Annotated in this window: 23 protein-coding genes; 9 read left to right on the top strand and 14 right to left on the bottom strand. The window is 59.8% G+C overall.

Annotation, left to right across the window (positions count from 1 at the left end; translation table 11 throughout):
* Nucleotides 1–8 precede the first annotated feature (8 nt).
* From B9A31_RS00650 to B9A31_RS26865, 11 genes are all read right to left on the bottom strand, one after another.
* Nucleotides 9–416 carry a F0F1 ATP synthase subunit I gene (locus tag B9A31_RS00650; RefSeq protein ID WP_011536507.1) on the bottom strand — a complete coding sequence of 136 codons (408 nt, stop codon included), beginning with the start codon at nt 414–416 and terminating at the stop codon, nt 9–11.
* Between the two features lie 149 nt (nt 417–565).
* Complete coding sequence (locus tag B9A31_RS00645; RefSeq protein ID WP_016712770.1) at nt 566–1438, bottom strand: ParB/RepB/Spo0J family partition protein; 873 nt, start codon at nt 1436–1438, stop codon at nt 566–568.
* A 9-nt stretch (nt 1439–1447) separates the two neighbouring features.
* A complete protein-coding gene (locus B9A31_RS00640) occupies nt 1448–2239 on the bottom strand; it encodes a ParA family protein (RefSeq protein ID WP_012274913.1) in 792 nt (263 codons plus the stop codon).
* A gap of 18 nt (nt 2240–2257) precedes the next feature.
* A complete protein-coding gene (gene rsmG / locus B9A31_RS00635; RefSeq protein WP_019099416.1) occupies nt 2258–2908 on the bottom strand; it encodes a 16S rRNA (guanine(527)-N(7))-methyltransferase RsmG in 651 nt (216 codons plus the stop codon).
* A complete protein-coding gene (gene mnmG, locus B9A31_RS00630) occupies nt 2905–4797 on the bottom strand; it encodes a tRNA uridine-5-carboxymethylaminomethyl(34) synthesis enzyme MnmG (RefSeq protein ID WP_084296584.1) in 1893 nt (630 codons plus the stop codon). Before mnmG ends, rsmG begins: the two co-directional genes overlap by 4 nt.
* Nucleotides 4798–5343: 546 nt before the next feature.
* Nucleotides 5344–6714 (bottom strand): tRNA uridine-5-carboxymethylaminomethyl(34) synthesis GTPase MnmE, encoded by a 1371-nt coding sequence (gene mnmE / locus B9A31_RS00625; protein WP_016712773.1) that lies wholly within the window; start codon nt 6712–6714, stop codon nt 5344–5346.
* A gap of 88 nt (nt 6715–6802) precedes the next feature.
* Entirely contained in the window at nt 6803–8485 is a 1683-nt protein-coding gene (yidC, locus tag B9A31_RS00620; RefSeq protein WP_019099414.1) for a membrane protein insertase YidC, read from the bottom strand.
* A gap of 2 nt (nt 8486–8487) precedes the next feature.
* A complete protein-coding gene (gene yidD, locus B9A31_RS00615; RefSeq protein ID WP_015268406.1) occupies nt 8488–8733 on the bottom strand; it encodes a membrane protein insertion efficiency factor YidD in 246 nt (81 codons plus the stop codon).
* Nucleotides 8726–9130, bottom strand: coding sequence for a ribonuclease P protein component (rnpA, locus tag B9A31_RS00610; RefSeq protein WP_016712775.1), 405 nt, complete (start codon nt 9128–9130; stop codon nt 8726–8728). Before rnpA ends, yidD begins: the two co-directional genes overlap by 8 nt.
* Before the next feature lie 13 nt (nt 9131–9143).
* The gene (gene rpmH, locus B9A31_RS00605) at nt 9144–9278 is read right to left on the bottom strand and encodes a 50S ribosomal protein L34 (RefSeq protein WP_003253163.1); all 135 of its coding nucleotides are present in this window, start codon (nt 9276–9278) and stop codon (nt 9144–9146) included.
* Between the two features lie 85 nt (nt 9279–9363).
* The gene (locus B9A31_RS26865; protein WP_143511995.1) at nt 9364–9696 is read right to left on the bottom strand and encodes a hypothetical protein; all 333 of its coding nucleotides are present in this window, start codon (nt 9694–9696) and stop codon (nt 9364–9366) included.
* A 177-nt stretch (nt 9697–9873) separates the two neighbouring features.
* On the opposite strand from B9A31_RS26865, the gene dnaA reads away from it, so the two are divergent.
* From dnaA to gyrB, 4 genes are read left to right on the top strand one after another with little or no spacing between them, the layout of a single operon-like run.
* Entirely contained in the window at nt 9874–11400 is a 1527-nt protein-coding gene (dnaA, locus tag B9A31_RS00600; RefSeq protein WP_019099413.1) for a chromosomal replication initiator protein DnaA, read from the top strand.
* A 40-nt stretch (nt 11401–11440) separates the two neighbouring features.
* Complete coding sequence (dnaN, locus tag B9A31_RS00595; RefSeq protein ID WP_019099412.1) at nt 11441–12544, top strand: DNA polymerase III subunit beta; 1104 nt, start codon at nt 11441–11443, stop codon at nt 12542–12544.
* 15 nt (nt 12545–12559) lie between these two features.
* Nucleotides 12560–13663 (top strand): DNA replication/repair protein RecF, encoded by a 1104-nt coding sequence (gene recF / locus B9A31_RS00590; RefSeq protein WP_016712778.1) that lies wholly within the window; start codon nt 12560–12562, stop codon nt 13661–13663.
* 4 nt (nt 13664–13667) lie between these two features.
* On the top strand, nt 13668–16088 hold the full coding sequence (gene gyrB / locus B9A31_RS00585) for a DNA topoisomerase (ATP-hydrolyzing) subunit B (RefSeq protein ID WP_016712779.1): 2421 nt from the start codon (nt 13668–13670) through the stop codon (nt 16086–16088).
* Between the two features lie 60 nt (nt 16089–16148).
* Here the strand turns inward: gyrB and B9A31_RS00580 are convergent, their stop codons facing one another.
* Both B9A31_RS00580 and B9A31_RS00575 read right to left on the bottom strand, forming a co-directional pair.
* On the bottom strand, nt 16149–16556 hold the full coding sequence (locus B9A31_RS00580; RefSeq protein ID WP_016712780.1) for an RcnB family protein: 408 nt from the start codon (nt 16554–16556) through the stop codon (nt 16149–16151).
* A gap of 128 nt (nt 16557–16684) precedes the next feature.
* A complete protein-coding gene (locus tag B9A31_RS00575) occupies nt 16685–17977 on the bottom strand; it encodes a sigma-54 interaction domain-containing protein (protein ID WP_019099411.1) in 1293 nt (430 codons plus the stop codon).
* A 222-nt stretch (nt 17978–18199) separates the two neighbouring features.
* On the opposite strand from B9A31_RS00575, the gene B9A31_RS00570 reads away from it, so the two are divergent.
* Genes B9A31_RS00570 through B9A31_RS00560 form a run of 3 tightly spaced genes read left to right on the top strand, consistent with a single transcriptional unit; the run spans nt 18200 to nt 21210 of the window.
* Nucleotides 18200–19084 (top strand): MBL fold metallo-hydrolase, encoded by an 885-nt coding sequence (locus tag B9A31_RS00570; RefSeq protein WP_027609965.1) that lies wholly within the window; start codon nt 18200–18202, stop codon nt 19082–19084.
* A 39-nt stretch (nt 19085–19123) separates the two neighbouring features.
* Nucleotides 19124–20395, top strand: coding sequence for an NAD(P)/FAD-dependent oxidoreductase (locus tag B9A31_RS00565; RefSeq protein ID WP_019099409.1), 1272 nt, complete (start codon nt 19124–19126; stop codon nt 20393–20395).
* Nucleotides 20392–21210, top strand: coding sequence for a sulfite exporter TauE/SafE family protein (locus tag B9A31_RS00560; protein ID WP_019099408.1), 819 nt, complete (start codon nt 20392–20394; stop codon nt 21208–21210). Before B9A31_RS00565 ends, B9A31_RS00560 begins: the two co-directional genes overlap by 4 nt.
* On the opposite strand, the gene B9A31_RS00555 is transcribed toward B9A31_RS00560, so the two are convergent.
* Nucleotides 21199–22086, bottom strand: coding sequence for a LysR family transcriptional regulator (locus B9A31_RS00555; RefSeq protein ID WP_019099407.1), 888 nt, complete (start codon nt 22084–22086; stop codon nt 21199–21201). The two genes, B9A31_RS00560 and B9A31_RS00555, sit on opposite strands and share 12 nt — an antisense overlap.
* A gap of 163 nt (nt 22087–22249) precedes the next feature.
* Here B9A31_RS00555 and B9A31_RS00550 point away from each other — a divergent pair, with 163 nt between their 5' ends.
* On the top strand, nt 22250–23896 hold the full coding sequence (locus B9A31_RS00550) for a GMC family oxidoreductase (protein ID WP_084296583.1): 1647 nt from the start codon (nt 22250–22252) through the stop codon (nt 23894–23896).
* Nucleotides 23897–23992: 96 nt separating this feature from the next.
* Nucleotides 23993–25612 carry an MFS transporter gene (locus B9A31_RS00545; RefSeq protein WP_019099405.1) on the top strand — a complete coding sequence of 540 codons (1620 nt, stop codon included), beginning with the start codon at nt 23993–23995 and terminating at the stop codon, nt 25610–25612.
* Nucleotides 25613–25719 lie beyond the last annotated feature (107 nt).

Here is a 25719-nt window from a genome sequence, read left to right as displayed (position 1 = left end):
CAAACGCCCTAAGGTCTCGAAAGTCTTTTATTCATCAGCAGGGGCGCGAACCAGCTGACCAAAAGGGTCAGCACGAAGACGCCGAATACTGCTAACGGCGCCAATGGCTTCACTCCTGCAAAGGTCAGTGCAAAAAGCACTGCCGTCAAAATCATCTTGCCTGCCTCGCCAGCGTAAAACGACTTGACGATGGCTTGTGCCGCCCGAGCTCCGCTGAAGCGAAAAGCCTTCCAGGCGAAGTACACATTGGGCAGCCAGGCAATCAAACCTCCGCAAAGGCCTGAATATCCACTGACCACCCCTTTCCACTGCCACAACACCAAGGTTGCCAGCAGTAGTACGACGAATTGAGCCAGCAGTACCGGAAAAACCGCCCAGCGATGGAAAGGCAGGCGGTTTGGCGTGCGGATTTCCATCACAACTGCTCCTCGGAAGTCGACCAACAAGTCAGTTATGACTTGGCATAATTTGTGCCGACAAAATGCGCGCAGAGTATAGGGGTGGATTAACCCCTATTCAACTCTTCGGTAGTGATTTCCGACTGCGCGCTACAACAGGAATTGTTTCAGCGGATGTGAGCAAGCACGCCCTGCAACTCGTCAAGGGAGTTGTAACGAATAACCAACTGGCCTTTGCCCTTGTTGCCATGACGGATCTGGACAGCCGAGCCCAGGCGCTCTGCGAGCCGCTGTTCAAGGCGTGCGATATCCGGATCAGGTTTGCTCGGCTCGACCGGATCAGGCTTGTCACTGAGCCACTGACGCACCAGTGCCTCAGTTTGGCGCACGGTGAGGCCACGTGCGACAACATGACGCGCCCCCTCCTCCTGACGGTTTTCTTCCAGACCGAGCAATGCACGGGCGTGGCCCATCTCCAGGTCACCGTGGGCGAGCATGGTCTTGATCGCCTCAGGCAGCGTAATCAGACGCAGCAGGTTGGCCACGGTCACCCGCGATTTGCCTACGGCGTCGGCCACCTGCTGCTGGGTGAGCTCGAATTCCTGCTGCAGGCGCTGCAGGGCCAGGGCCTCTTCCAGCGGGTTGAGGTCTTCGCGCTGGATGTTCTCGATCAGCGCCATGGCAATGGCCGCTTCATCGGCCACTTCCCGGACCATGGCCGGGATCGTGTCCAGGCCGGCCTGCTGCGTGGCGCGCCAGCGGCGCTCACCGGCGATGATCTCGTAGCGGTTGTCGCCAATCGGGCGCACCACGATCGGCTGCATCACGCCATGGTTGCGGATCGAGTGCGCAAGCTCTTCCAGCGTCTCCGGGTCCATGTCCCGGCGCGGCTGGTACTTGCCACGCTGGATCAGCTCGACCGGCAGGTGTTGCAGTTCTTTCTGGTCGATCTTCACAGCCTGCTCTTCGAGCGCGCTGACGGAAGGACCACTGAGCAGTGCATCCAACCCACGTCCGAGACCCCGTTTCTTGACGGCCATACGGATTCCTTAAGTTGTTTGTGCAGTGCGTGATTGACGGCGTTGACGGCGTACCAGTTCCCCGGCCAGGGCCAGATAAGCCAGCGCGCCTCGCGATTGCTTGTCGTAAGCCAGTGCCGGCATGCCGAAGCTCGGGGCCTCGGCCAGGCGAATGTTGCGCGGAATGACCGTGTCGTACAGCTGCGGGCCAAAGTGCTCCTTCAGCTGCGCCGAAACATCGTTGTTCAGGCTCAGGCGCGGATCGTACATGGTCCGCAACAGGCCCTCGATCTTCAGTTCCGGGTTCAACCGGGCAGCGATGCGCTTGATGTTATCCACAAGGTCGCTGAGACCTTCCAGTGCGTAGTACTCGCACTGCATGGGGATGATCACGCCATCGGAAGCGACCAAGGCGTTCAGCGTCAGCATCGACAGCGACGGTGGGCAGTCGATGAGGATGTAGTCGTAGTTCTCGCGGATGGGCGCCAGCGCGTTGCGCAGACGGCTTTCCTTGACCTGCATTTCCAGCAGCACCACCTCGGCGGCGGTCAGGTCGCGGTTGGCCGGCAGCAACTGGAAACCGCCGTGCTCGGAGTAATGCATGGCCTGGGCCAAATCGCATTCTCCGATCAGCAGGTCGTAGACCGAGTGCTCGAGCTCGTGCTTGTCCACACCGCTGCCCATGGTGGCGTTGCCCTGCGGATCGAGGTCGATCAGCAGCACACGACGCTTGGTCGCCGCCAGCGAGGCGGCGAGATTGATACAGGTGGTTGTCTTGCCCACACCACCTTTCTGGTTCGCGATTGCGAATACCTTAGCCATTGTTGCGTGTGTTCCCAGTCATGCCTTGCGGCGCAGTATCAGCAGATGGCGCTGGCCCTGGCAACCCGGAACGGTCAGGGCCTGTTCGCTTTCCACTGTGAAGTCTGCGGGCAATGCTACCAGTTCATCGGCAGGATGCAGCCCCTTCATTGCAAGCCATTGCGTCCCGGTGTCGCCCAGGTGGCGGGTCCAGTTGGTGAAGTTCTCCATGCTGCTGAAGGCACGGGAGATGATGCCGTCGAACGGCTGCGCTGGCTGGAAGGCCTCGACCCGGCTGTGGATAACCGTGAGGTTGTCCAGCTTGAGCTCCATTTTCACCTGGGTCAGGAAGCGGGTCTTCTTGCCGTTGGCGTCCAGCACCGTCACGCGCTTGTCCGGATGCAGGATAGCCAAGGGAATGCCGGGCATGCCACCGCCACTGCCGACATCCAGCCAGTTGACACGCTCGCTGTGGATAAACGGCATGACGCTGAGGCTGTCCAGCAGGTGGCGCGACACCATCTCGTCGGGGTCGCGCACGGCGGTGAGGTTGTAGGCTTTGTTCCATTTGATCAACAGGGCCAGGTAGCCGAGCAGCTTTTCGTGATGCTCGGGGCTCAACTCGACATCGAGCTGGCGCGCACCTGTGGACAACTCTTCGGCGTGTTGCGGGGTGACCAGGGAACTCAAGCGCTTTGCTCCAATTCGCGGCCAGCGCCGCGTTTTTTCAAGTGAATCAGCAACAGGGAAATCGCCGCCGGGGTCACGCCCGGGATGCGCGAAGCCTGGCCCAACGTTTCCGGACGGGTCTGGCCAAGCTTGCCCTGGATTTCCTTGGAGAGGCCGGAAATGGTCGAGTAGTCGATATCCACAGGCAGGCGGGTATCTTCGCTGGCACGCAGGCGGGCGATTTCGTCTTGCTGGCGATCGATGTAACCGGCGTATTTGGTACGAATCTCGACCTGCTCGGCAACGTGTGGGTCGATCGCATCACCGCCGGTCGCCTCGATCAGGCCGGCGTAGTCGATTTCCGGGCGCGCCAGCAGGTTGAGCAGGCTGTACTCGTGGCTAAGCGGGGTGCCGAACTTATCCACAATGGCTTGGCCCTGCTCGGTGTTCGGGCGCACCCAGGTCGACTTCAGGCGCTGCTCTTCGCGCTCGATACCCTCGCGCTTGGCGCAGAAGGCGGCCCAGCGTTGGTCATCGATCAGGCCCAGTTCGCGGCCTTTCTCGGTCAAACGCAGGTCGGCGTTGTCTTCGCGCAGGATCAGGCGGTATTCGGCACGCGAGGTGAACATGCGGTACGGCTCTTGAGTACCCAGGGTAATCAGGTCGTCGACCAGCACGCCGATGTATGCTTCGTCGCGGCGTGGGCACCAGCTGTCGCGGCCCTGCGCACGCAGCGCGGCGTTGGTACCGGCCAGCAGGCCCTGGGCACCGGCTTCTTCGTAACCGGTGGTGCCGTTGATCTGCCCGGCGAAGAACAGGCCACCGATGACTTTGGTTTCGAGGCTGTACTTGAGGTCGCGCGGGTCGAAGTAGTCGTATTCGATGGCATAGCCCGGGCGCACGATGTGGGCGTTTTCCATGCCACGGATCGAACGCACCAGTTCCAGCTGCACGTCGAACGGCAGCGAAGTGGAAATACCGTTGGGGTACAGCTCATGGGTGGTCAGGCCTTCCGGCTCGATGAACACCTGGTGGCTTTCCTTGTCGGCGAATCGGTGGATCTTGTCTTCGATCGACGGGCAGTAGCGCGGACCGACACCTTCGATCACGCCCGAGTACATCGGCGAACGGTCGAGGTTCGAGGCGATGATCTCGTGGGTGCGCGCATTGGTGTGGGTAATCCAGCAGCTCACCTGACGTGGGTGCATTTCGGCATTGCCCATGAACGACATCACCGGGATCGGCGTATCGCCTGGCTGCTCGGTCATCACCGAGAAGTCCACCGAGCGGCCATCGATGCGTGGCGGCGTACCGGTTTTCAGGCGGCCGACGCGCAGCGGCAGCTCACGCATGCGGTGGGCCAGGGCGATCGAAGGCGGATCACCGGCGCGGCCGCCGGAATGGTTTTGCAAACCAATGTGGATAAGGCCGCCGAGGAAGGTACCGGTGGTCAGTACCACCGATTCGGCGAAGAAACGCAGGCCCATCTGGGTCACCACGCCTTTGACCTGGTCCTGCTCGACGATCAGGTCGTCGCAGGACTGCTGGAATATCCACAGGTTCGGCTGGTTTTCCAGGATTTCACGCACCACTGCCTTGTAGATGGCGCGGTCGGCCTGTGCTCGGGTGGCGCGTACGGCCGGGCCCTTGCGGTTGTTCAGAACGCGGAACTGGATGCCGCTCTTGTCGGTGGCCAGCGCCATGGCGCCACCGAGGGCATCGATCTCTTTGACCAGATGGCTTTTGCCAATACCGCCGATGGCGGGGTTGCAGCTCATGTGACCGAGGGTTTCCACGTTATGGGTCAACAGCAGGGTTTTCACACCCATGCGTGCAGACGCAAGCGCAGCCTCGGTACCGGCATGGCCGCCGCCGATGACGATCACTTCAAAACGGGAAGGGAAATCCACCACGCACCTCGTGCCTGTTTTTGCGAATAGAGAAGGTAAGCGGACAAGTATAGGGACTTCACCCCCTTTAAAGAAACCGTCTGAGCAAATTTTGACCAGTCTGTGGATGAGTGGCAAACAACAGAAAACAAAGAGGAAAAATTTAAAAAAGCTTTGTTTTTATGTTTATTCTTATGCACAGCCTTGTCTGTGGATAAGGTTCTGTAGCCCTTTGTTCATGGCTTGTAGAGAGAAATTAAACCCTGTGGTTGGAGTGCCATGAGGGTTATGGATAACACGATTTAGCCTGTGGATTAAATGGCTCTTTACCCACAGGCCAGATTTTCCTCAGCAAAAAAGCCTGCTTATCAACGGAGCTGAAGGCGGGTTTTCCACAGGGTTCCTGAGCACAGATTGCCTTCTGTGGATGAGTGATGTGTGAGTTTCGAGGGCCTCGTCACGGGTAAACCCGCTCCCATAGCGATCTCCTCAAGGCTTGAGATGAGAAATTGCAGGCAAAAAAAAGCCGCTCCCGAAGGAGCGGCTCTTGATCTTGCCTGCTGTGGATTATTTGCCGATGCAGAAGCTGGAGAAAATCCGCCCCAACAAATCATCCGAGCTGAATGCCCCGGTAATTTCGCCCAGGGCATGTTGTGCCTGGCGCAAGTCCTCAGCCAGCAGCTCTCCTGCGCCCGCCAGGGTCAACTGAGCACGACCGTGCTCAAGGTGTTCGCTGGCTTGGCGCAAGGCATCCAGATGGCGCCTACGGGCACTGAACCCACTCTCTGCAGTCTGTTCGTAACCCATGCAGGCCTTCAGATGGTCGCGCAGCAGTTGCAGCCCTGCATCGTCGCCTTTGGCGCTGAGGGTGATCGTCACATGGCCGTCATCACACTGCTCCAGCGCTACCCGCTCACCACTCAGGTCGGCCTTGTTGCGAATCAGCGTGACCTTGGCCGGGTCTGGCCGCTGGTCGAGAAATTCCGGCCACAAAGCGAACGGGTCACTGGCCTCGGGCGCGGTGGAGTCGACCACCAGCAACACACGGTCAGCCTCGCCAATGGCCTTCAGGGCGCGTTCCACGCCGATCTTTTCCACATGGTCGTCGGTATCGCGCAAACCGGCCGTATCGACGACGTGCAATGGCATGCCGTCGATGTGGATATGTTCCCGCAGGATGTCCCGGGTGGTACCGGCAATGTCGGTGACAATGGCCGCTTCCCGGCCAGCAAGCTGGTTCAGCAGGCTCGACTTGCCCGCATTTGGCCGGCCGGCGATGACCACCGTCATGCCGTCACGCAGCAAGGCACCCTGCCCGGCCTCGCGCTGCACAGTGGACAACTCGCTGCGTACGGCATCGAGCATCGACAGCACGTGGCCATCGGCGAGGAAGTCGATTTCTTCTTCCGGGAAGTCGATAGCCGCCTCGACGTAGATGCGCAGGGCAATCAACGCTTCGGTAAGGCTGTGCACACGTTTCGAGAACTCCCCTTGCAGCGAACGCAGGGCGTTACGCGCCGCCTGGCTGGAACTGGCCTCGATCAGGTCGGCAATGGCTTCGGCCTGGGCGAGGTCAAGTTTGTCATTGAGGAACGCACGCTCGCTGAATTCGCCCGGGCGGGCCAGGCGGCAGCCGACTTGTACACAGCGCTGCAGCAACATGTCCAGGACAACTGGTCCGCCGTGACCCTGCAGTTCGAGCACATCCTCACCTGTGAAGGAATTCGGCCCAGGGAAGAACAGCGCGATCCCCTCATCCAGTACAAGCCCTTCATCGTCGCGGAACGGGCCGTAATGGGCATGCCGAGGGGTGAGTGTACGGCCGGTGATCAACTGGCCGGCCTTGGCAGCCAGAGGCCCGGACAACCTGACAATACCCACCCCCCCGCGGCCTTGGGCGGTAGCGATGGCGGCGATGGTTTCACGCACAGTGTTCATGCTCGAAAGCCTCTACGACAAAAACGACAGATAGCAAAAACGCCCCACTAGGGGGCGTTTTTTATTCACAGGCTAGCGCAGCAGCCTGTCAAGCAGCAGCTTTTTTGCTGGCTGCCTCGATGCTGCGGGTGATGTACCACTGCTGAGTGATCGACAGGCAGTTGTTCACAACCCAGTACAGCACCAGACCAGCCGGGAACCACAGGAAGAAGAAGGTGAAGATGATCGGCATCATTTTCATCACCTTGGCCTGCATCGGATCCGGTGGGGTCGGGTTCAGGCGCTGCTGGATGAACATGGTGGCGCCCATGATGATCGGCAGGATGAAGAACGGATCCTTGATCGACAGGTCGGTAATCCACAGCATCCATGGGGCCTGGCGCATTTCAACGCTTTCCAGCAGTACCCAGTACAGGGCCAGGAATACCGGCATTTGTACCAGGATCGGCAGGCAGCCGCCCAGCGGGTTGATCTTCTCTTTCTTGTACAGCTCCATCATCGCCTGGGACATCTTCTGGCGATCGTCACCGAAGCGTTCCTTCAGCGCGGCGAGCTTCGGCGCCACAGCACGCATACGTGCCATCGAACGGTAGCTTGCAGCCGACAACGGGAAGAACAGGCCTTTGATCAGCATGGTCAGTACGATGATCGACCAGCCCCAGTTACCCAGCAGGCTGTGGATATGTTGCAGCAGCCAGAAGATCGGCTGGGCAATGAACCACAGGAAGCCGTAGTCGACGGTCAGTTCCAGGCCTGGGGACAACTCTTTCAGCTTGGACTGGATTTTCGGACCGGCGTACAGCATGGCGCTGGTTTCGACCTTGCCGCCAGCAGGCACGCTGATGACTGGGCCGGTGTAACCGATGATGTAGTTGCCCTGGCTGTCCTTGCGGGTCTGGACAACGTTGTTGTCCGACTTGGCCGGAATCCAGGCGGTCACGAAGTAGTGCTGCAGCCAGGCAACCCAGCCGCCGGACACATTTTCTTTCAAACTACCTTTGTCGATGTCCTTCATCGAGACTTTTTTGTAAGGCTCGGAAGCTGTCCACAGGGCGGCGCCCAGGTAGGTTGCGGTGCCGGTAGCGGTGCTCGACGACGGATCGGAGCTGGCGTCACGCTTGAGCTGGGCAAACATGTTGCCGCTCCAGGCCTGACCGCTCTGGTTGTCGATCAGGTAGCTGACATTCAGGTCGTACTCACCCCGCTTGAAGCTGAAGCGCTTGATGTAGTTGACGCCGTTGTCGCTGAACTTCAGGTCGACCACCAGTTGATCCTGGCCATCAGCCAGCTGGTAACCCTTCTGGTCGGCTGCGTAAAGCGGGCGACCGGCAGGGCGGGCATCCGGGCCATTGGCACCGGTCAGGCCGCTTTGTGCCAGGTAGACACGCTCACCACCGTTGTCGAACAGCTGGAACGGAATGTCCGGGTGGTCCTGGCGACGTGGGAACTTCGGCAGGTTCAGCTGGACGATGTCACCACCGACCGGATCGATAGCCAGGTCCAGAACATCGGTCTTGACCCGGATCAGGTCCTTGCTGACTGCAGCGGGTGCCAGTTCGGCTGTGCTGGTTTCGGCGTTGGCGCTCGGTACATCGGCGCTGGCACCGGCATTACCGGCCGGTACGCCATCCGGCAAGCCCGGGGCAACAGTGCTGGCAGCAGTATTCTGAGTCGGCAGGGCAGCCTGGCCGTAGTCCTGGTTCCACTTGAGGACCATGACGTAGGACACGATTGCCAGGGCGACGATCAGGATCGTGCGTTTAATATCCATGATTACTCGGCTATCGAAGAAGTTCGGGAGGAAGGAGCAGGTGGAACGGGATCGAAACCGCCGTCGTTCCACGGATGACAACGCCCCAGGCGACGAACGGCTAGCCACCCACCACGCCAGAGGCCGTGGTTTTCGATGGCTTCATAAGCGTAACAGGAGCAGCTGGGGAAGAAACGACAGTGGTTGGCCATCAGGGGGCTGATGGCATAACGGTAAAACTGGATCGGAACGAGCGCCAGTTTACGCATCTTGGCTGTCTACCCCTGCGGAATTGGCGGTGACTGCTGGTGTTGGCCGGCTGCGCGCCAGGCGTTTCCAGAGTTTGCCAAAGTGTTGGTGCAATTCCGGGTTTTCTACTTCACCCAATCCCTTGCGCGCGACGATCACGATGTCCAACCCGGCGAGCATTTGCTGGTTCAGACGAAAGGAATCGCGCATCAAGCGCTTGAGGCGGTTGCGTTGAACGGCGAGCTTGACGCTCTTCTTGCCAATCACCAGGCCGAGCCTTGGGTGATCAAGGCCGTTCTCGCGTGCAAGGATCAGCAGGTTTTTCCCTGGAACCTTGCCGGTTGGGGAGTCGAAGACCGCTTTGAAGTGTCGGGGTGTAAGCAGTCGCTTTTCCCGACTGAAGTCCTGACTCACCACCTGTGCCGAAAAATCAAATGGCCAGACGCTTACGGCCTTTGGCACGACGACGCGACAGAACAGCGCGGCCGTTCTTGGTAGCCATACGGGCACGGAAACCGTGGGTGCGGGCGCGCTTGATGGTGCTTGGTTGGAAAGTACGTTTCATGGCGTGTTACCTGGTTTGTCGACGACGGGCCGGGATGGCCCCCTTTTTAAGAGACCGGCGATTCTAGAGAAAGCAAGCCCATAGGTCAATTTCCAACCAGTCTTTCCATATAGAGCACAGGATGGACGGTGCCTTCCGGTTCATCCCCAAGGGGTGCTTGATCGGACACAAGAATCGGGGACAACATGAAAAAAAAGAAGAGACATATAAAAAGCTTTTCTGAAGAACTTATAAATCTTATGTGGGTAACCTTCTGTGGATAACCTGCTGTAGCCCACAAATAGCGCCATGTACAGCGTTTTACAACCGTGTTCTCAACCGGTGCTGCGCCTGTTTTCTTCGTGCGGGCAAGCTGTGGATTAAAATGCCACTTACCCACAGATGAGTTATCAACAGGCCTGACCTCAGGGTTGTGCATAGCCCTCATGGTCGGTTATCCACAGACCTTATTCACAACGCGACAAAGCCGTTTTGGTCGATAAATGGCTGTTTTGTCATGGCTCCTAACGTGTCCACATGTGGATAACTGGGCGCCCGACCGGTACAATGGCGGTTTGTTTTTGCCTCATCCGGCTTTCAAACTCAGGGGATATCCGTGTCAGTGGAACTTTGGCAGCAGTGCGTGGAGCTTCTGCGCGATGAACTGCCTGCCCAGCAATTCAACACCTGGATCCGTCCGCTACAGGTCGAAGCCGAAGGCGACGAGTTGCGCGTCTATGCGCCCAACCGTTTCGTTCTCGATTGGGTCAATGAAAAGTACCTGGGTCGCTTGCTTGAGCTGCTAGGTGAAAACGGCAGCGGTATTGCGCCTGCCCTTTCCTTGTTAATAGGTAGCCGTCGCAGCTCGGCTCCGCGTGCCGCGCCCAACGCACCAGTCAGTGCGGCCGTGGCGGCCTCGCTCGCTCAAGGCCAGCACAAGCCTGCTCCGGTGGCAGCGGTCGAACCTGTTGCAGTGCCATTGACCGAGCCGGTATTGGTGGAGGATCTTGCCGAACCGTCCGTACGCGACAGCTTCGATGCCATGGCCGAAACGGCTCCGGCACCCGCCGTTGGTGGTCGGGCCGAGCAGCGCACCGTGCAGGTTGAAGGTGCGCTCAAGCACACCAGTTACCTGAACCGTACCTTCACCTTCGAAACCTTCGTCGAAGGTAAGTCGAACCAGTTGGCGCGTGCGGCTGCCTGGCAGGTCGCGGACAACCCCAAGCATGGCTACAACCCGCTTTTCCTCTATGGCGGTGTGGGCCTGGGTAAAACCCACCTTATGCATGCTGTGGGTAACCACCTGCTGAAGAAGAACCCGAACGCCAAGGTCGTGTACCTGCATTCGGAGCGCTTCGTCGCGGACATGGTCAAGGCTCTGCAATTGAACGCTATCAACGAATTCAAACGCTTCTACCGCTCGGTCGATGCGTTGCTGATCGACGATATCCAGTTCTTTGCACGTAAAGAGCGTTCGCAGGAAGAGTTTTTCCACACCTTCAACGCCCTGCTTGAGGGCGGCCAGCAGGTAATCCTGACCTCTGACCGTTACCCCAAGGAGATCGAAGGCCTGGAAGAGCGCTTGAAGTCGCGCTTTGGCTGGGGCCTGACGGTGGCCGTCGAGCCACCCGAGCTGGAAACCCGCGTGGCCATCCTGATGAAGAAGGCCGACCAGGCCAAGGTCGAGCTGCCGCATGATGCGGCCTTCTTCATTGCCCAGCGTATCCGCTCCAACGTGCGTGAGCTGGAAGGTGCCTTGAAGCGGGTGATCGCCCACTCGCACTTCATGGGTCGCGATATCACCATCGAACTGATCCGCGAGTCGCTGAAAGACCTGCTGGCGCTGCAGGACAAACTGGTCAGTGTGGATAACATTCAGCGAACCGTCGCCGAGTACTACAAGATCAAGATCTCTGATCTGTTGTCCAAGCGGCGTTCCCGTTCTGTCGCACGTCCACGCCAGGTGGCCATGGCCCTGTCGAAGGAGCTGACCAACCACAGTCTGCCGGAAATCGGCGACATGTTTGGTGGCCGCGACCACACGACGGTGCTGCACGCCTGCCGCAAGATCAACGAACTGAAGGAATCCGACGCGGATATCCGCGAGGACTACAAGAACCTGCTGCGGACGCTGACGACCTGATGGCCGTCTGCGCAGCTAATTGAAGGCAAGGGACTAGACCATGCATTTCACCATTCAACGCGAAGCCCTGTTGAAACCCCTGCAACTGGTCGCCGGTGTCGTCGAGCGCCGTCAGACCTTGCCGGTCCTGTCCAACGTATTGCTGGTTGTGCAAGGCCAGCAACTGTCGTTGACCGGTACCGACCTGGAAGTCGAACTGGTAGGCCGCGTGCAACTGGAAGAGCCGGCTGAGCCCGGCGAAATCACTGTCCCGGCACGCAAGCTGATGGACATCTGCAAAAGCCTCCCGAACGACGTCCTGATCGATATCAAGGTCGACGAGCAGAAACTGTTGGTCAAGGCCGGCCGTAGCCGCTTCACCCTGTCTACCCTGCCAGCCAATGACTTCCCGACGGTGGAAGAAGGCCCGGGCTCGCTGACCTGCAACCTGGAACAGAGCAAGCTGCGCCGGCTGATCGAGCGCACCAGCTTCGCCATGGCCCAGCAGGATGTGCGCTACTACCTGAACGGCATGCTGCTGGAGGTGTCCCGCAACACCCTGCGCGCAGTGTCCACCGATGGTCACCGCCTGGCGTTGTGCTCCATGACCGCGCCGATTGAGCAAGATGATCGCCATCAGGTCATCGTGCCACGTAAAGGTATCCTGGAGCTCGCGCGTTTGCTCACGGACCCGGAAGGCATGGTCAGCATCGTGCTTGGCCAGCATCACATCCGTGCCACCACCGGTGAATTCACGTTCACCTCCAAGCTGGTGGACGGCAAGTTCCCGGACTACGAGCGCGTACTGCCCAAGGGCGGTGACAAGCTGGTGGTCGGTGACCGCCAGGCCTTGCGTGAAGCCTTCAGCCGTACTGCGATTCTTTCCAACGAAAAGTACCGCGGCATTCGTCTGCAACTGGCTGCTGGCCAACTGAAAATCCAGGCCAACAACCCCGAGCAGGAAGAAGCAGAGGAAGAAATCAGCGTGGACTACGAAGGTAGCTCGCTGGAAATCGGCTTCAACGTCAGCTACCTGCTCGACGTGCTGGGCGTAATGACTACTGAGCAAGTTCGTCTGATCCTCTCGGATTCCAACAGCAGTGCCCTGCTGCAGGAAGCGGGCAATGACGATTCTTCCTATGTTGTCATGCCGATGCGTCTGTAACCCATAGCAGGCGACATGTCCCTTCGACGTATCATGGTCACCGCGGTGCGCAATTTGCACCCGGTGACTCTCTTACCCTCCCCCCGTATCAACATACTTTATGGCGCCAACGGCAGCGGCAAGACCAGCGTGCTTGAGGCCGTGCATTTGCTGGGGCTGGCGCGCTCTTTCCGCAGCACACGCCTGAACCCGGTGATCCAGTACGAACAGGCTGCCTGTACCGTGTTTGGTGAAGTGCAGTTGACCGAGGGGGGCACCAGCAACCTGGGCGTCTCCCGGGAGCGCCAGGGGGAGTTCACTATTCGCATCGATGGGCAGAATGCGCGCAGCGCGGCGCAACTGGCGGAGTTGTTACCGCTTCAGCTCATCAACCCAGACAGTTTCCGCCTGTTGGAAGGTGCCCCGAAAATTCGTCGCCAGTTTCTGGATTGGGGGGTGTTCCACGTGGAACCTCGCTTCTTGCCAGCCTGGCAGCGGCTGCAGAAGGCGCTGCGGCAGCGGAACTCATGGTTGCGTCATGGTACACTTGACCCAGCTTCGCAAGCCGCCTGGGACCGGGAACTGTGCCTGGCCAGCGCGGAAATAGATGAATACCGTCGCAACTACATCAAGGCCTTGAAGCCCGTCTTCGAGCGAACCCTGAGCGAACTGGTCGAGCTGGACGGGTTGACCCTGAGCTACTACCGAGGCTGGGACAAGGACCGGGAACTGCAAGAAGTACTCGCCTCCTCTCTCCTTCGCGATCAGCAGATGGGCCATACCCAAGCCGGTCCGCAGCGTGCTGATTTGCGTCTTCGTTTGGCTGCCAACAATGCAGCCGACATCCTGTCGCGTGGTCAGCAAAAGCTGGTGGTGTGTGCATTGCGCATTGCCCAGGGCCACCTCGTTAGTCAGGCTCGCCGCGGTCATTGTATTTATCTCGTGGATGACTTGCCGTCCGAACTGGACGACCAGCATCGCCGCGCGCTGTGCCGCTTGCTTGAAGAATTACGCTGCCAGGTGTTCATCACCTGTGTAGATCACGAATTACTGAGGGAAGGCTGGCAGACGGAAACGCCAGTTGCTTTGTTCCACGTGGAACAAGGCCGTATCACCCAGACCCACGACCATCGGGAGTGAAGGCATGAGCGAAAATCAAACGTACGACTCCTCCAGCATCAAGGTGCTGAAAGGTTTGGATGCCGTACGCAAGCGTCCCGGCATGTACATTGGCGACACCGATGATGGTAGCGGCCTGCACCACATGGTCTTCGAGGTGGTCGACAACTCCATCGACGAAGCCCTCGCCGGCCACTGCGATGACATCACTGTCATTATCCATCCGGACGAATCCATCAGTGTGCGCGACAACGGTCGCGGCATTCCGGTCGACGTGCATAAAGAAGAAGGCGTTTCCGCAGCCGAGGTCATCATGACCGTGCTGCACGCCGGCGGTAAGTTCGACGACAACTCCTACAAGGTGTCCGGCGGCCTGCACGGCGTAGGTGTTTCGGTCGTGAACGCCCTGTCCGAGAAGCTGGTGCTGACCGTTCGCCGTAGCGGAAAAATCTGGGAACAGACTTACGTTCACGGTGTTCCTCAAGCGCCTATGGCGGTTGTCGGTGACAGTGAAACCACCGGTACCCACATTCACTTCAAGCCTTCGGCTGAAACCTTCAAGAACATTCACTTCAGCTGGGACATCCTGGCCAAGCGTATTCGCGAGTTGTCGTTCCTCAACTCGGGCGTGGGCATTCTGCTGAAGGATGAGCGCAGCGGTAAGGAAGAGTTCTTCAAGTACGAAGGCGGCCTGCGCGCATTCGTCGAGTACCTGAACACCAACAAGACACCGGTCAACTCCCAGGTGTTCCACTTCAACGTCCAGCGTGACGATGGGGTGGGTGTTGAAGTTGCTCTGCAATGGAACGACAGCTTCAACGAAAACCTGTTGTGCTTCACCAACAACATTCCGCAGCGTGACGGCGGTACTCACCTGGTCGGCTTCCGTTCCTCGCTGACCCGTAGCCTGAACAGCTACATCGAGCAGGAAGGCCTGGCCAAGAAGAACAAGGTGGCAACCACTGGCGACGACGCCCGTGAAGGCCTGACCGCGATCATCTCGGTGAAGGTGCCGGATCCCAAGTTCAGCTCGCAGACCAAAGACAAACTGGTCTCCTCGGAGGTGAAAACCGCCGTGGAACAAGAGATGAACAAGTACTTCGCCGACTTCCTGCTGGAGAATCCGAACGAGGCCAAGGCTGTCGTTGGCAAGATGATCGACGCTGCCCGTGCCCGTGAAGCCGCACGTAAAGCCCGTGAGATGACTCGCCGCAAAGGTGCGCTGGATATCGCCGGCCTGCCAGGCAAACTGGCGGACTGCCAGGAGAAGGACCCTGCCCTTTCCGAACTGTACCTGGTGGAGGGTGACTCCGCCGGTGGTTCGGCCAAGCAAGGCCGTAACCGTCGTACCCAGGCAATCTTGCCGCTGAAGGGTAAGATCCTCAACGTTGAGAAAGCACGTTTCGACAAGATGATCTCGTCCCAGGAAGTGGGCACGCTGATCACCGCGCTGGGCTGTGGTATCGGCCGCGAAGAGTACAACATCGACAAGCTGCGTTATCACAACATCATCATCATGACCGATGCTGACGTTGACGGTTCGCACATCCGCACCCTGCTGCTGACCTTCTTCTTCCGTCAGCTGCCGGAGCTGGTCGAGCGCGGCTACATCTATATTGCTCAGCCACCGCTGTACAAGGTGAAGAAAGGCAAGCAGGAGCAGTACATCAAGGACGACGAGGCCATGGAAGAGTACATGACCCAGTCGGCCCTGGAAGATGCCAGCCTGCACTTGGACGAGTCGGCGCCGGCGGTTTCCGGTGTGCAGCTGGAAAGCCTGGTGAATGAGTTCCGCAGCGTGATGAAAACCCTCAAGCGCCTGTCGCGCTTGTATCCGGAAGACATCACCGAGCACTTCATCTACCTGCCGGAAGTGACTGTGGAGCAGTTGGGTGACCACGCTGTGATGCAAGCCTGGCTGGTCAAGTTCCAAGAGCGCCTGAGCAACAGCCAGAAGTCCGGCCTGGTTTACAAAGCCAGCCTGCGCGAAGACAAAGAGCGCAACGTATGGTTGCCAGAAGTGGAAGTCACCTCCCACGGCCTGGCTAGCTATGTCACCTTCAACCGGGACTTCTTCGGCAGCAATGACTACCGTACCGTAGTCAACGTTGGTGCCAAGCTATCCAGCTTGTTGGGCGAAGGTGCTTACGTTCAGCGCGGTGAGCGCCGTAAGGCAATCGTCGAGTTCAAGGAAGGCCTGGACTGGCTAATGAACGAAACCACCAAGCGCCACACCATCCAGCGCTATAAAGGGCTGGGTGAGATGAACCCTGAGCAGCTGTGGGAAACCACCATGGACCCGACCGTGCGCCGCATGCTCAAGGTCACCATCGAGGATGCGATCGCAGCCGACCAGATCTTCAACACCCTGATGGGTGATGCTGTCGAGCCGCGCCGTGACTTCATCGAAAGCAACGCGCTGTCGGTATCGAACCTGGACTTCTGATCAGGTGTGATCCGCACACACTAAAAAGCCCGCTGATGCGGGCTTTTTAGTGTCTGAAAATCAGTAACCGCTGAGAATGTTAACGATCACACCACTGGCAATAGCCACCAGCACGTAGTCGCCATTCACATACAACCAGCGATGGTCACGTGGTGGCGCATACAAGTGGCGTGCTTTCCAGTCAGTCACCCAGTAGCGGTCGCCACGGTAGTGTGGGTCAACCACATGCCCTCGTTGCCACTGCTGGTGAGGCACAGGCATGCCCTGCTGCGGGCGGAAGTTCGGGTTGCGGTACTCGGGTGCACGGCCGTTGTCATGGCGGCCTTGCTGCTTTGGCTGGCCATGCGGCGGGTTGCCTTGGTGCGATGGGCCATCATCATGCCGGTCGGGTGGGCCCGGTTGTGCGAAGCTGGCCAACGGTGCGCTGAGCATGAGCGCGGCGCAGATCACGGTTAGGGTTTTCTTCATTTGAGAGGGGCCTCTGCCTGTTAACGCCTGGCGTTCACTGACTGCCAGATTCGGATAACTGATCAGACCACGATTTTTGCCCTTTTATGTCAGGGCGCAGGTAAAGGTCCGGTAAAGTCTGGGCACGCTTAGTTCAGCCCGAGCGACTTCAAGCGGCGATACAGCGTGCGCTCACTCATGCCAAGCTGACTGGCCAGCTCACTGCGTGAGCCCTTGAACTGCTCCAGCGCCTGCGCCAGTTCACCCAGGTCATTGCGACGGCCGCGTCCCTTGACCACCTCGGTAGGCCCGATATCTTCCGGCAAATGCTCTGGCCGAATCAGCCCGTCATCGGCAAACAAACGGGCGCGCTCCAGAATGTTACGCAACTCGCGGATGTTGCCCGGAAATGGATGTAACCCAAGCTGCTGCAAGGCATCCTCACTCAGGCTGGGCGTAGGCTTGCCAGCCATTCGCTGTAACAGGCTTTGCGCGAGCAGCGGCAGATCTTCTACACGCTCGCGCAGCGCTGGCAGGCGAATGGGGAAACCACTGATGCGGTAATACAGGTCTTCACGGAAGGTGCCCTGCGCAACCATTTGCTTGAGCGGTTTGTGTGTGGCCGAAACCAGGCGGAAGTCCGAGTGCACCGTGCGCAGGCTGCCCACCGGGCGGAAGCTGCCGGACTCGATAAGGCGTAACAGTTTCACCTGCATCGCTAACGGTACTTCGCCAATTTCATCGAGGAACAGGGTACCGCCATGCGCGGCCTCAGCCAGGCCAATCTTGCGCTGATTGGCGCCGGTGAATGCGCCCTTCTCATAGCCGAACAACTCACTCTCGAACAACGACTCGGTCAACCCGGTGCAATCGACCACTACCAATGGGCCGTTGGCCCTGGGGCTGCCCATGTGCAGCGCGCGCGCGAACAGCTCTTTACCGGTACCTGACTCACCCTGCAATAAAACCGGGATCTGCGCCGGCGCTGCGCGCTGCAGGCTGGACAAGGCAACCTTGAATGCTGGGGCCCGGCCGACCAGGCCTTGTTCCTGGGGCTGAGCCGATGCGAGGGCGATGGTAGTCAGGCGCTCGACAAAGGCCACCACCCTACTCTGCTCATCCAGGATGGGGCGCAGTTCGACATCGACATGCTCGGGGCCACGTGGCGTGTGATGAATGTGCAATACCCGCTCCGGCACCTTGCTGTCCCAGGCTTTGCGCATCGGGCAATGCTCGCCGGCCTGGTCGCAGGGGACGGCGTAGTGATGCGAGACCTTGTGGCATTTTTCGCCCAACGGGGCTTGCTCGTGGTGGCCGAACTGGCGGCGATAGGCGGCGTTGGCGGCCAGGATGTTGTAATCGGTGTCCAGCACAATGGTCGGCAGGGCATCGTGCTCAAGGTAGGAAACCAGCGCTAGGATGAGGGGATGGGTTTGAGGCATGACGGCACCGTATGGAGTACCGGCGCAGGGTAACAAGGACTGCCAAACACTGCCATTGGCTGTCAGTCGACTGCCATTTGGGGTGTCAGTATTGCTGTCAGTTATTGGCACCTGGCCGATTTCATTGGCCCATACGCAGTAAAAAGCCTGGCATGCATCTTGATAAACCTCCTGTCACTGCCTACGCCTGTAAAAGGCGCGGTGGATAATCTGGAGAACGTGATGATCATCGGCAACAACCTTCACGTGGAAGCCTTCTTCGACAAGGCGACCTCAACCATTAGCTACTTGGTCATGGATGGCGAAACGCGCAAGTGTGCATTGATCGACAGCGTCCTCGACTATGATCCCAAATCAGGGCGTACCTCCACCGTCTCGGCGGATCAGTTGATCGACCGGGTGAAGGCGCTGGGCGCTGAGGTTCAGTGGGTGCTGGAAACCCATGTGCATGCCGACCACCTCTCGGCGGCTGCCTACCTGAAGCAAAAGCTGGGCGGCCACACCGCTATCGGTGCTCACATCACTCAGGTGCAGAAAGTATTCGGTGCGTTGTTCAACGCTGAGCCTGGCTTTGCCCGGGATGGCAGCCAGTTCGATGTACTGTTCGTAGACGAGGAAGGTTTCCGCATTGGCAACCTGCATGCCCGTGCCCTGCACACTCCGGGGCACACGCCCGCGTGCATGAGCTTCATGATCGAAGACGCTGGCGAAATTGCGGTGTTTGTCGGCGATACCCTGTTCATGCCCGACTACGGTACTGCCCGCTGTGACTTCCCGGGTGCCGATGCCCGCACCCTGTACCGCTCGATCCGTCGATTGCTGGCTTTCCCCGACCAGACACGGCTGTTCATGTGTCACGACTACCTGCCGGGTGGCCGCGACATGCAGTACGTCACTACCGTGGCCGAACAGCGTGCCAGCAACATCCACATTCATCAGGGCATCGACGAAGACAGTTTTGTCGCCATGCGTGAAGCGCGCGACAAGACCCTCGACATGCCGGTGCTGATCCTGCCTTCGGTGCAGGTGAACATGCGCAGCGGCCAGTTCCCCGCGCCGGAAGAGAATGGCGTGAGCTACCTGAAGATTCCGCTGAACAAGCTGTAACCGCCCTGCCCCATAATCAGATTTCCAGGATTTACCGCCATGCCTGCCTTGTTGTCCCCTGCCAATACCGACCATCACAAGGTGGTCATCGTCGGTGCCGGTGCCGCCGGTATCGCTACCGCTTCCAGCCTTATCAGCCGTGACCCGTCGCTGGACATTGCCTTGATCGATCCCGCCGAAGTGCATTACTACCAACCCGGCTGGACCATGGTCGGTGCCGGTGTGTTCAAGGCACCGAGCACTGCCCGCACCATGGCCTCGACCATTCCGCGCGGGGTACGCTGGGTCAAGGCGCGGGTGCAGGCTTTCGATCCGTTGGGCCAGTTGGTCGTCCTCGAGGACGGTCGCGCCATCAGCTATGAGCAGCTGGTAGTCTGCCCCGGCCTTACGCTGGACTGGGCGGCCATTGACGGGCTCAGCGAAACCCTGGGCCGCAACGGTGTCACCTCCAACTACCGCTACGACCTGGCGCCCTATACCTGGGAGCTGGTGCAGAAGCTCAAGCGAGGCCGTGCCATCTTCAGCCAGCCGCCCATGCCGATCAAATGTGCGGGCGCGCCGCAGAAGGCGTTGTACTTGTCTTGCGACCACTGGTTACGCCACGGCCATCTGGGGGCGGTGAAAGCCAGTTTCTTCAATGCTGGTGCTGTGTTGTTCGGTGTGGCGGACTATGTGCCCGCGCTGATGAAGTACATAGACAAATACGCCGTGGACCTCCATTTCTCCCACCGACTGGTGGCCGTGGATGGCCCGAACAAGCGCGCCACCTTCGTGTGCACCCTGGCCGACGGCAGCAGCGAAACGCACATCGAGGCCTTTGACATGCTCCATGTGGTCCCTCCCCAGGTGGCGCCGGCCTTCATTCGTGAAAGCCCGTTGGCCGATAACGCTGGCTGGGTCGATGTCGACCCGCATACCCTGCGCCACCGCAAGTACATCAACATCCATGCCCTGGGTGATGTGGCCAACACCAGCAATGCCAAGACTGCTGCGGCTGCCCGTAAGCAAGCGCCGGTCGTGGCCAACAACGTGTTGGTGGCATTGGGCAGGTTGCCTACCCTCGCCCAGTACGACGGCTATGGCTCGTGCCCGCTGACTGTAGAGCGCGGCAAAATCGTCCTGGCCGAGTTTACCTATGGCGGCAAGCTGGCGCCGAGCTTCCCCAGCTGGTTGCTGGATGGCCGCAAACCAACGCGCCTGGCCTGGTTGCTGAAGGCGCAAGCGCTGCCACCGTTGTACTGGCAAGGCATGCTGAAGGGCCGCGAGTGGCTGGCTCGGCCGCAGCCGTTGGGTGCAGAGGGTGGGAAGTGATCGAACATCAATTGTTGGGGGCGGGCCTGGGCGCGATCATCGGCGCGGTCCTGGCATTGACCGGCGCAGGCGGTGGCATTCTCGCAGTGCCTTTGTTGGTGTTCGGGCTGGGGCTATCGATGGTCGAGGCCGCTCCGGTTGGCCTGCTGGCCGTAGGCCTGGCTGCAGCGGTTGGCGCGGTGCTGGGCCTACGACAGGGGCTGGTGCGTTATCGGGCGGCGCTGTTCATTGCGATGGTGGGTGTGGTTGCCGCGCCGTTCGGGCTGATGCTGGCGCACCGCTTGCCGAACACACCCTTGCAGTTGGTGTTCGCGGGTGTGTTGGTGTACGCCTGCCTGCGTATCTGGCGCAAGGCTGCCAAGGAGCTGCGCGGTGAGGCCAATGACGCCCATCGCTATATCGAACCCTGTGTGTTGAACCCGTTGCAGGGCCGCTTGCGCTGGACCCTTCCCTGCGCGCGTGCCCTGGCTTTCACCGGGGCGTTGTCCGGGTTAATGTCCGGCCTGTTGGGTGTGGGTGGAGGGTTCGTCATCATCCCTGCGCTGAACCGCTATACCAACCTGCGCATGGCCAGCATCGTTTCCACTTCGCTGGCAGTAATCGCCCTGGTATCCACCGGCAGTGTGGTCAGCGCCAGCCTGGCGGGGGTCATGCATTGGCAGGTAGGCGCCCCATTCGCCGCCGGCGCGGTGCTGGGTTTGCTGCTGGCACGGCCATTGACGGCCAGGCTGGCCGGGCCGCGTTTGCAGCAGATGTTTGCAGTGGCTGGTTGGGTGGCGGCCTTGCTGCTGGCCGGCAAGGCACTACTGGGCTAGCAATTCGTGCTGTTCTGCCGCACATAGCGCCAGCAGGTAGTCCCACACCACCCGCAGGCGCACCGATTTGTGCAGCTCGCGGCGGGTGCAGATCCAGTAGCTGCGCTGGATGGTCTCGCTCGGCAGCACGCGCACCAGCGTCGGGTCGTGGCGAGCCATGTAGTTGGGCAGCACGGCGATGCCCAGGCCGGCACGGGCAGCGGCCTGTTGGGCGATTACGCTTGTGCTGCGAAACACGACATTCGGGGCCCGGCAGAAACTGTTGAGAAACAGCAGTTCCTGGCTGAACAGCAGGTCGTCTACGTAGCCGATCCAGCTATGCCTGGCCAGGTCTTCGCGGTTGCGCAGGGGTGGCGCGCGGTCCAGGTAGTTCTGGCTGGCGTACAGCGCCAGGCGGTAATCGGTAAGTTTGCGGGTGATCAGCAGGTCGGCATTGGGCCGTTCCAGGTGGATGCTGATTTCTGCTTCGCGATTGAGGATGCTGACGAAACGCGGTACGGCTACCAGCTCCACTTCCAGGCCGGGGTAGCGCTCGAACAACGCGTTCATGCGTGGGGTGAAGAACATGATGCCGATGCCTTCGGTCACCCCCAGGCGAATCTTGCCCAGCGGGGTGATGGCCTGGGTGATTTCTTCCTGCGCCAGCAGGGCGACATTTTCCATGGCCTCGGCGTGCTTGAGCAGGGCCTGGCCTGACGGGGTCAGCTCATAACCTTGGGCATGTTGTACAAACAGTGCGGTACCCAGGCTTTGCTCGATACTCTCGATGTGCCGGGCTACGGTGCTGTGGGTAGTGTTGAGGCGCTTGGCGGCGGTCAACAGACGGCCGCTGCGTTGCAGCTCAAGAAAAAACCGTAGATCGTTCCAGTCGAACATGCTGATCCTTTTTGGCAGTTCGTTCCGGCCCGCGAATGGGCCTGTCCAGGCTTGCTCCTGTGCTAAAACGCACAGCGGCTGCGCGAAATCTCGTGTTTCCTCCACGAAATTACTCACTAAGATGGATCGGGACAAGAATAAAAAAACAGGCCCGAGGTTGCACATGCCATCAGCCGATTCTGTCTTCGACTACGTGGTCGTAGGGGCCGGTCCCGCCGGTTGCCTGCTGGCCAATCGTTTGTCCGCCGAACCTTCCTGCCGCGTTCTGCTGCTGGAAGCGGGTGGTCGCGACAACTATCCCTGGATTCACATTCCCGTCGGCTATCTCTATTGCATCGGCAACCCGCGCACCGACTGGTGCTTCAAGACCGAGGCCCAACCTGGCCTTGGCGGTCGCGCCCTGGGCTACCCGCGTGGCAAGGTTCTCGGTGGTTGTTCTTCGATCAACGGCATGATCTACATGCGTGGCCAGGCCGCTGACTATGACCGCTGGGCCGAGCAAGGCAATGACGGCTGGGCGTGGAAGGATGTACTGCCGCTGTTCAAGGCCAGCGAGAACCACTTTGCCGGCGCCAGCGAGCACCATGGCGGTGGAGGTGAGTGGCGGGTCGAACGCCAGCGCTACAGCTGGCCGATCCTCGATGCTTTCCGCGATGCCGCTGAGCAAAGCGGCGTCGGCAAGGTCGATGACTTCAACACCGGTGACAACCAAGGCTGTGGATATTTTCAGGTCAACCAGCGCAGCGGCGTGCGCTGGAACGCCTCCAAAGCCTTCCTGCGACCGATCAGGGACCGCGCCAACCTCACCGTGCTGACGGGCGTACAGGTTGACCAGGTACTGCTCAACAATACCCGGGCGCGCGCCGTGAAAGCGTTTTGGCAAGGCGCGTGGCACGAGTTTGCGGCGCGCCGCGAGATCATCCTGTGTGCTGGCGCCGTCGGTTCACCTGGCATTTTGCAGCGCTCAGGCATCGGCCCGCGTCAGCTGCTGGAAGGCCTGGGTATCGGTGTACGCCACGATATGCCGGGGGTGGGCGGCAACCTTCAGGACCACCTGCAACTGCGTCTGATCTACCAGATCCGCAACACCCGCACCTTGAACCAGATGGCCAACAGCCTGTGGGGCAAGATGGGTATGGGCCTGTGCTACCTCTATGACCGCAGTGGCCCGTTGGCCATGGCGCCGAGTCAACTGGGTGCATTTGTACGTTCAAGCCCGGATCAGGCCACTGCCAACCTGCAGTACCATGTGCAACCGCTGTCACTGGAGCGCTTCGGTGAGCCGTTGCATCAGTTTCCGGCTTTCACCGCTTCGGTGTGCAACCTGCGCCCGGCCAGCCGCGGGCGTATCGACATCCGCAGCACCGACATGAACAGCACGCCGCTGATCGACCCCAATTACCTCAGCGACCCACAGGACCTGCGAGTCGCTGCCGATGCCATTCGCCTTACCCGGCGTATCGTCCAGGCCCCTGCCCTCGCGGCGTTCGAGCCCAAGGAATACCTGCCGGGCCCGGGCCTGCAAACCGAGGAAGAACTGTTCGAGGCCGCTGGCAAAATCGGCACCACCATCTTCCACCCGGTCGGTACCTGCCGCATGGGCTCCGGCGCACTGGATGTTGTGGATAACCAGCTGCGCGTACACGGCATTCCCGGCCTGCGCGTAGCGGATGCTTCCATCATGCCGCAGATCACTTCCGGCAATACCTGCTCACCCACCCTCATGATCGCCGAAAAGGCGGCGCAACTGATTCTCAAAGGAGCTGCGACCCAAACCTATCTGAATGAAGACGCCTTACCGACGCCCTGACCGGGTGCGTGCAGTACCGGCGGCTTGCGGTCAGAGGCTGCCGACAGTGGAACAACAAGAATAATCACTGTGGCCTGCGGGCCGAGGACAGCAACGATGTCGGATTACATCCAAGAGCAGGGTGCGGCGGCCAGCAGCTCCAGCCGCCGTGAAGAACGCAAGATCATTTTCGCGTCATCCCTCGGGACGGTTTTCGAGTGGTATGACTTTTTTCTCTATGGCGCGTTGGCAGCGGTCATCAGCAAGCAGTTCTTCGCTGGGGTGAACGACACCACCGCCTTTATCTTCGCCCTCATGGCCTTTGCTGCCGGCTTCCTGGTGCGGCCATTCGGGGCGCTGGTGTTCGGCCGCCTGGGCGATATGATCGGGCGCAAGTACACCTTCCTGGTCACCATCGTGCTGATGGGCCTGTCCACCTTCGCGGTGGGGCTGTTGCCCACCTATGCCAGCATCGGCATCGCAGCACCGATCATCCTGGTGATTCTGCGGATGTTGCAGGGGCTGGCGCTGGGCGGTGAGTACGGCGGTGCTGCCACTTATGTGGCGGAGCACGCACCGCCCGGCAAGCGTGGCTTCCACACCGGTTTCATCCAGTCCACCGCCACCCTTGGGCTGCTGCTTTCGCTGCTGGTGGTGCTGGGCAGCCGCTACATCAGCGGCGACCAGTTCGAAACCTGGGGCTGGCGCCTGCCGTTCCTGCTGTCGATCGTGCTGCTGGCCATCTCGACCTGGATTCGTATGAGCATGCACGAATCGCCGGCGTTCGTGAAAATGAAGGCCCAAGGCAAGATCAGCAAATCGCCGATCCGTGAGTCGTTCACCTCCTGGCCAAACCTGAAGGTGGTACTTACCGCCCTGTTCAGCATCAACGCCGGGCAAGCCGTGACCTTCTACACGGCACAGTTCTACGTGCTGTTCTTCATGACCCAGATGCTGAAGATGGATCCGGCCCAGGCCAACACCCTGCTGATCATCAGTGTGGTGATCGGTGCGCCGTTCTTCGTGTTCTTCGGCTGGTTGTCCGACCGTATCGGCCGCAAGCCGATCCTGATGCTCGGCCTGCTGCTGGCCACCGTGCTGTACTTCCCGCTGTTCAAGGCGCTGAGCCATTACGCCAACCCGCAGATTGATGCCGCCAGCCGACAGGCGCCGATCGTGGTAACCGCCGACCCTAAAGGCTGCACCTTCCAGTTCGACCCGGTGGGCAAGGCGCGTTTCGACAGCCCGTGCGACAAGGTCAAGACGTTCCTGGTCAAGCAGGGCTTGCCGTACAAATCGGTGAGCGTGGCGGGCAGTGATGTAGTGGTGAATATTGGCGACAAGGCCATCAATGGCTTCGATGAAGCGGCCATGCGCTCGGCAGTGGAACAGGCGGGTTACCCGGCCAAGGCCGACCCGGCGCAGGTCAACCAGGTGATGGTGGTGGTGCTGATCGTGGCGATGATCCTGATCGCGACCATGACCTACGGCCCCTTGGCGGCGGTGATGGTCGAACTGTTCCCGACCCGTATCCGCTACACCTCGATGTCACTGCCCTACCACATTGGCAACGGCTGGTTCGGCGGCTTCCTACCGACGGTCTCGTTCGCGTTGGTGGTGTACACCGGGGATATTTTCTACGGGCTGTGGTACCCGATTCTGGTGACAGGGGTGAGCCTGGTGGTGGGGATTTTCTGCCTGAAAGAAACCAAGGATGTGGATATCGACAAGGTGTGATGCTGTCCCCACGCCATAAAAAAACCGGCTGTAAAAGCCGGTTTTTTTATGCCCCGAAAAAACTTATGCACGATTTTAAGAAAAATGTCATACGTAGAAATAAACAG

It is taken from the genome of Pseudomonas sp. URIL14HWK12:I5 (assembly GCF_900176445.1).
GTDB lineage: Bacteria > Pseudomonadota > Gammaproteobacteria > Pseudomonadales > Pseudomonadaceae > Aquipseudomonas > Aquipseudomonas monteilii.
This window is presented reverse-complemented; position numbering and strand designations above follow the sequence as displayed.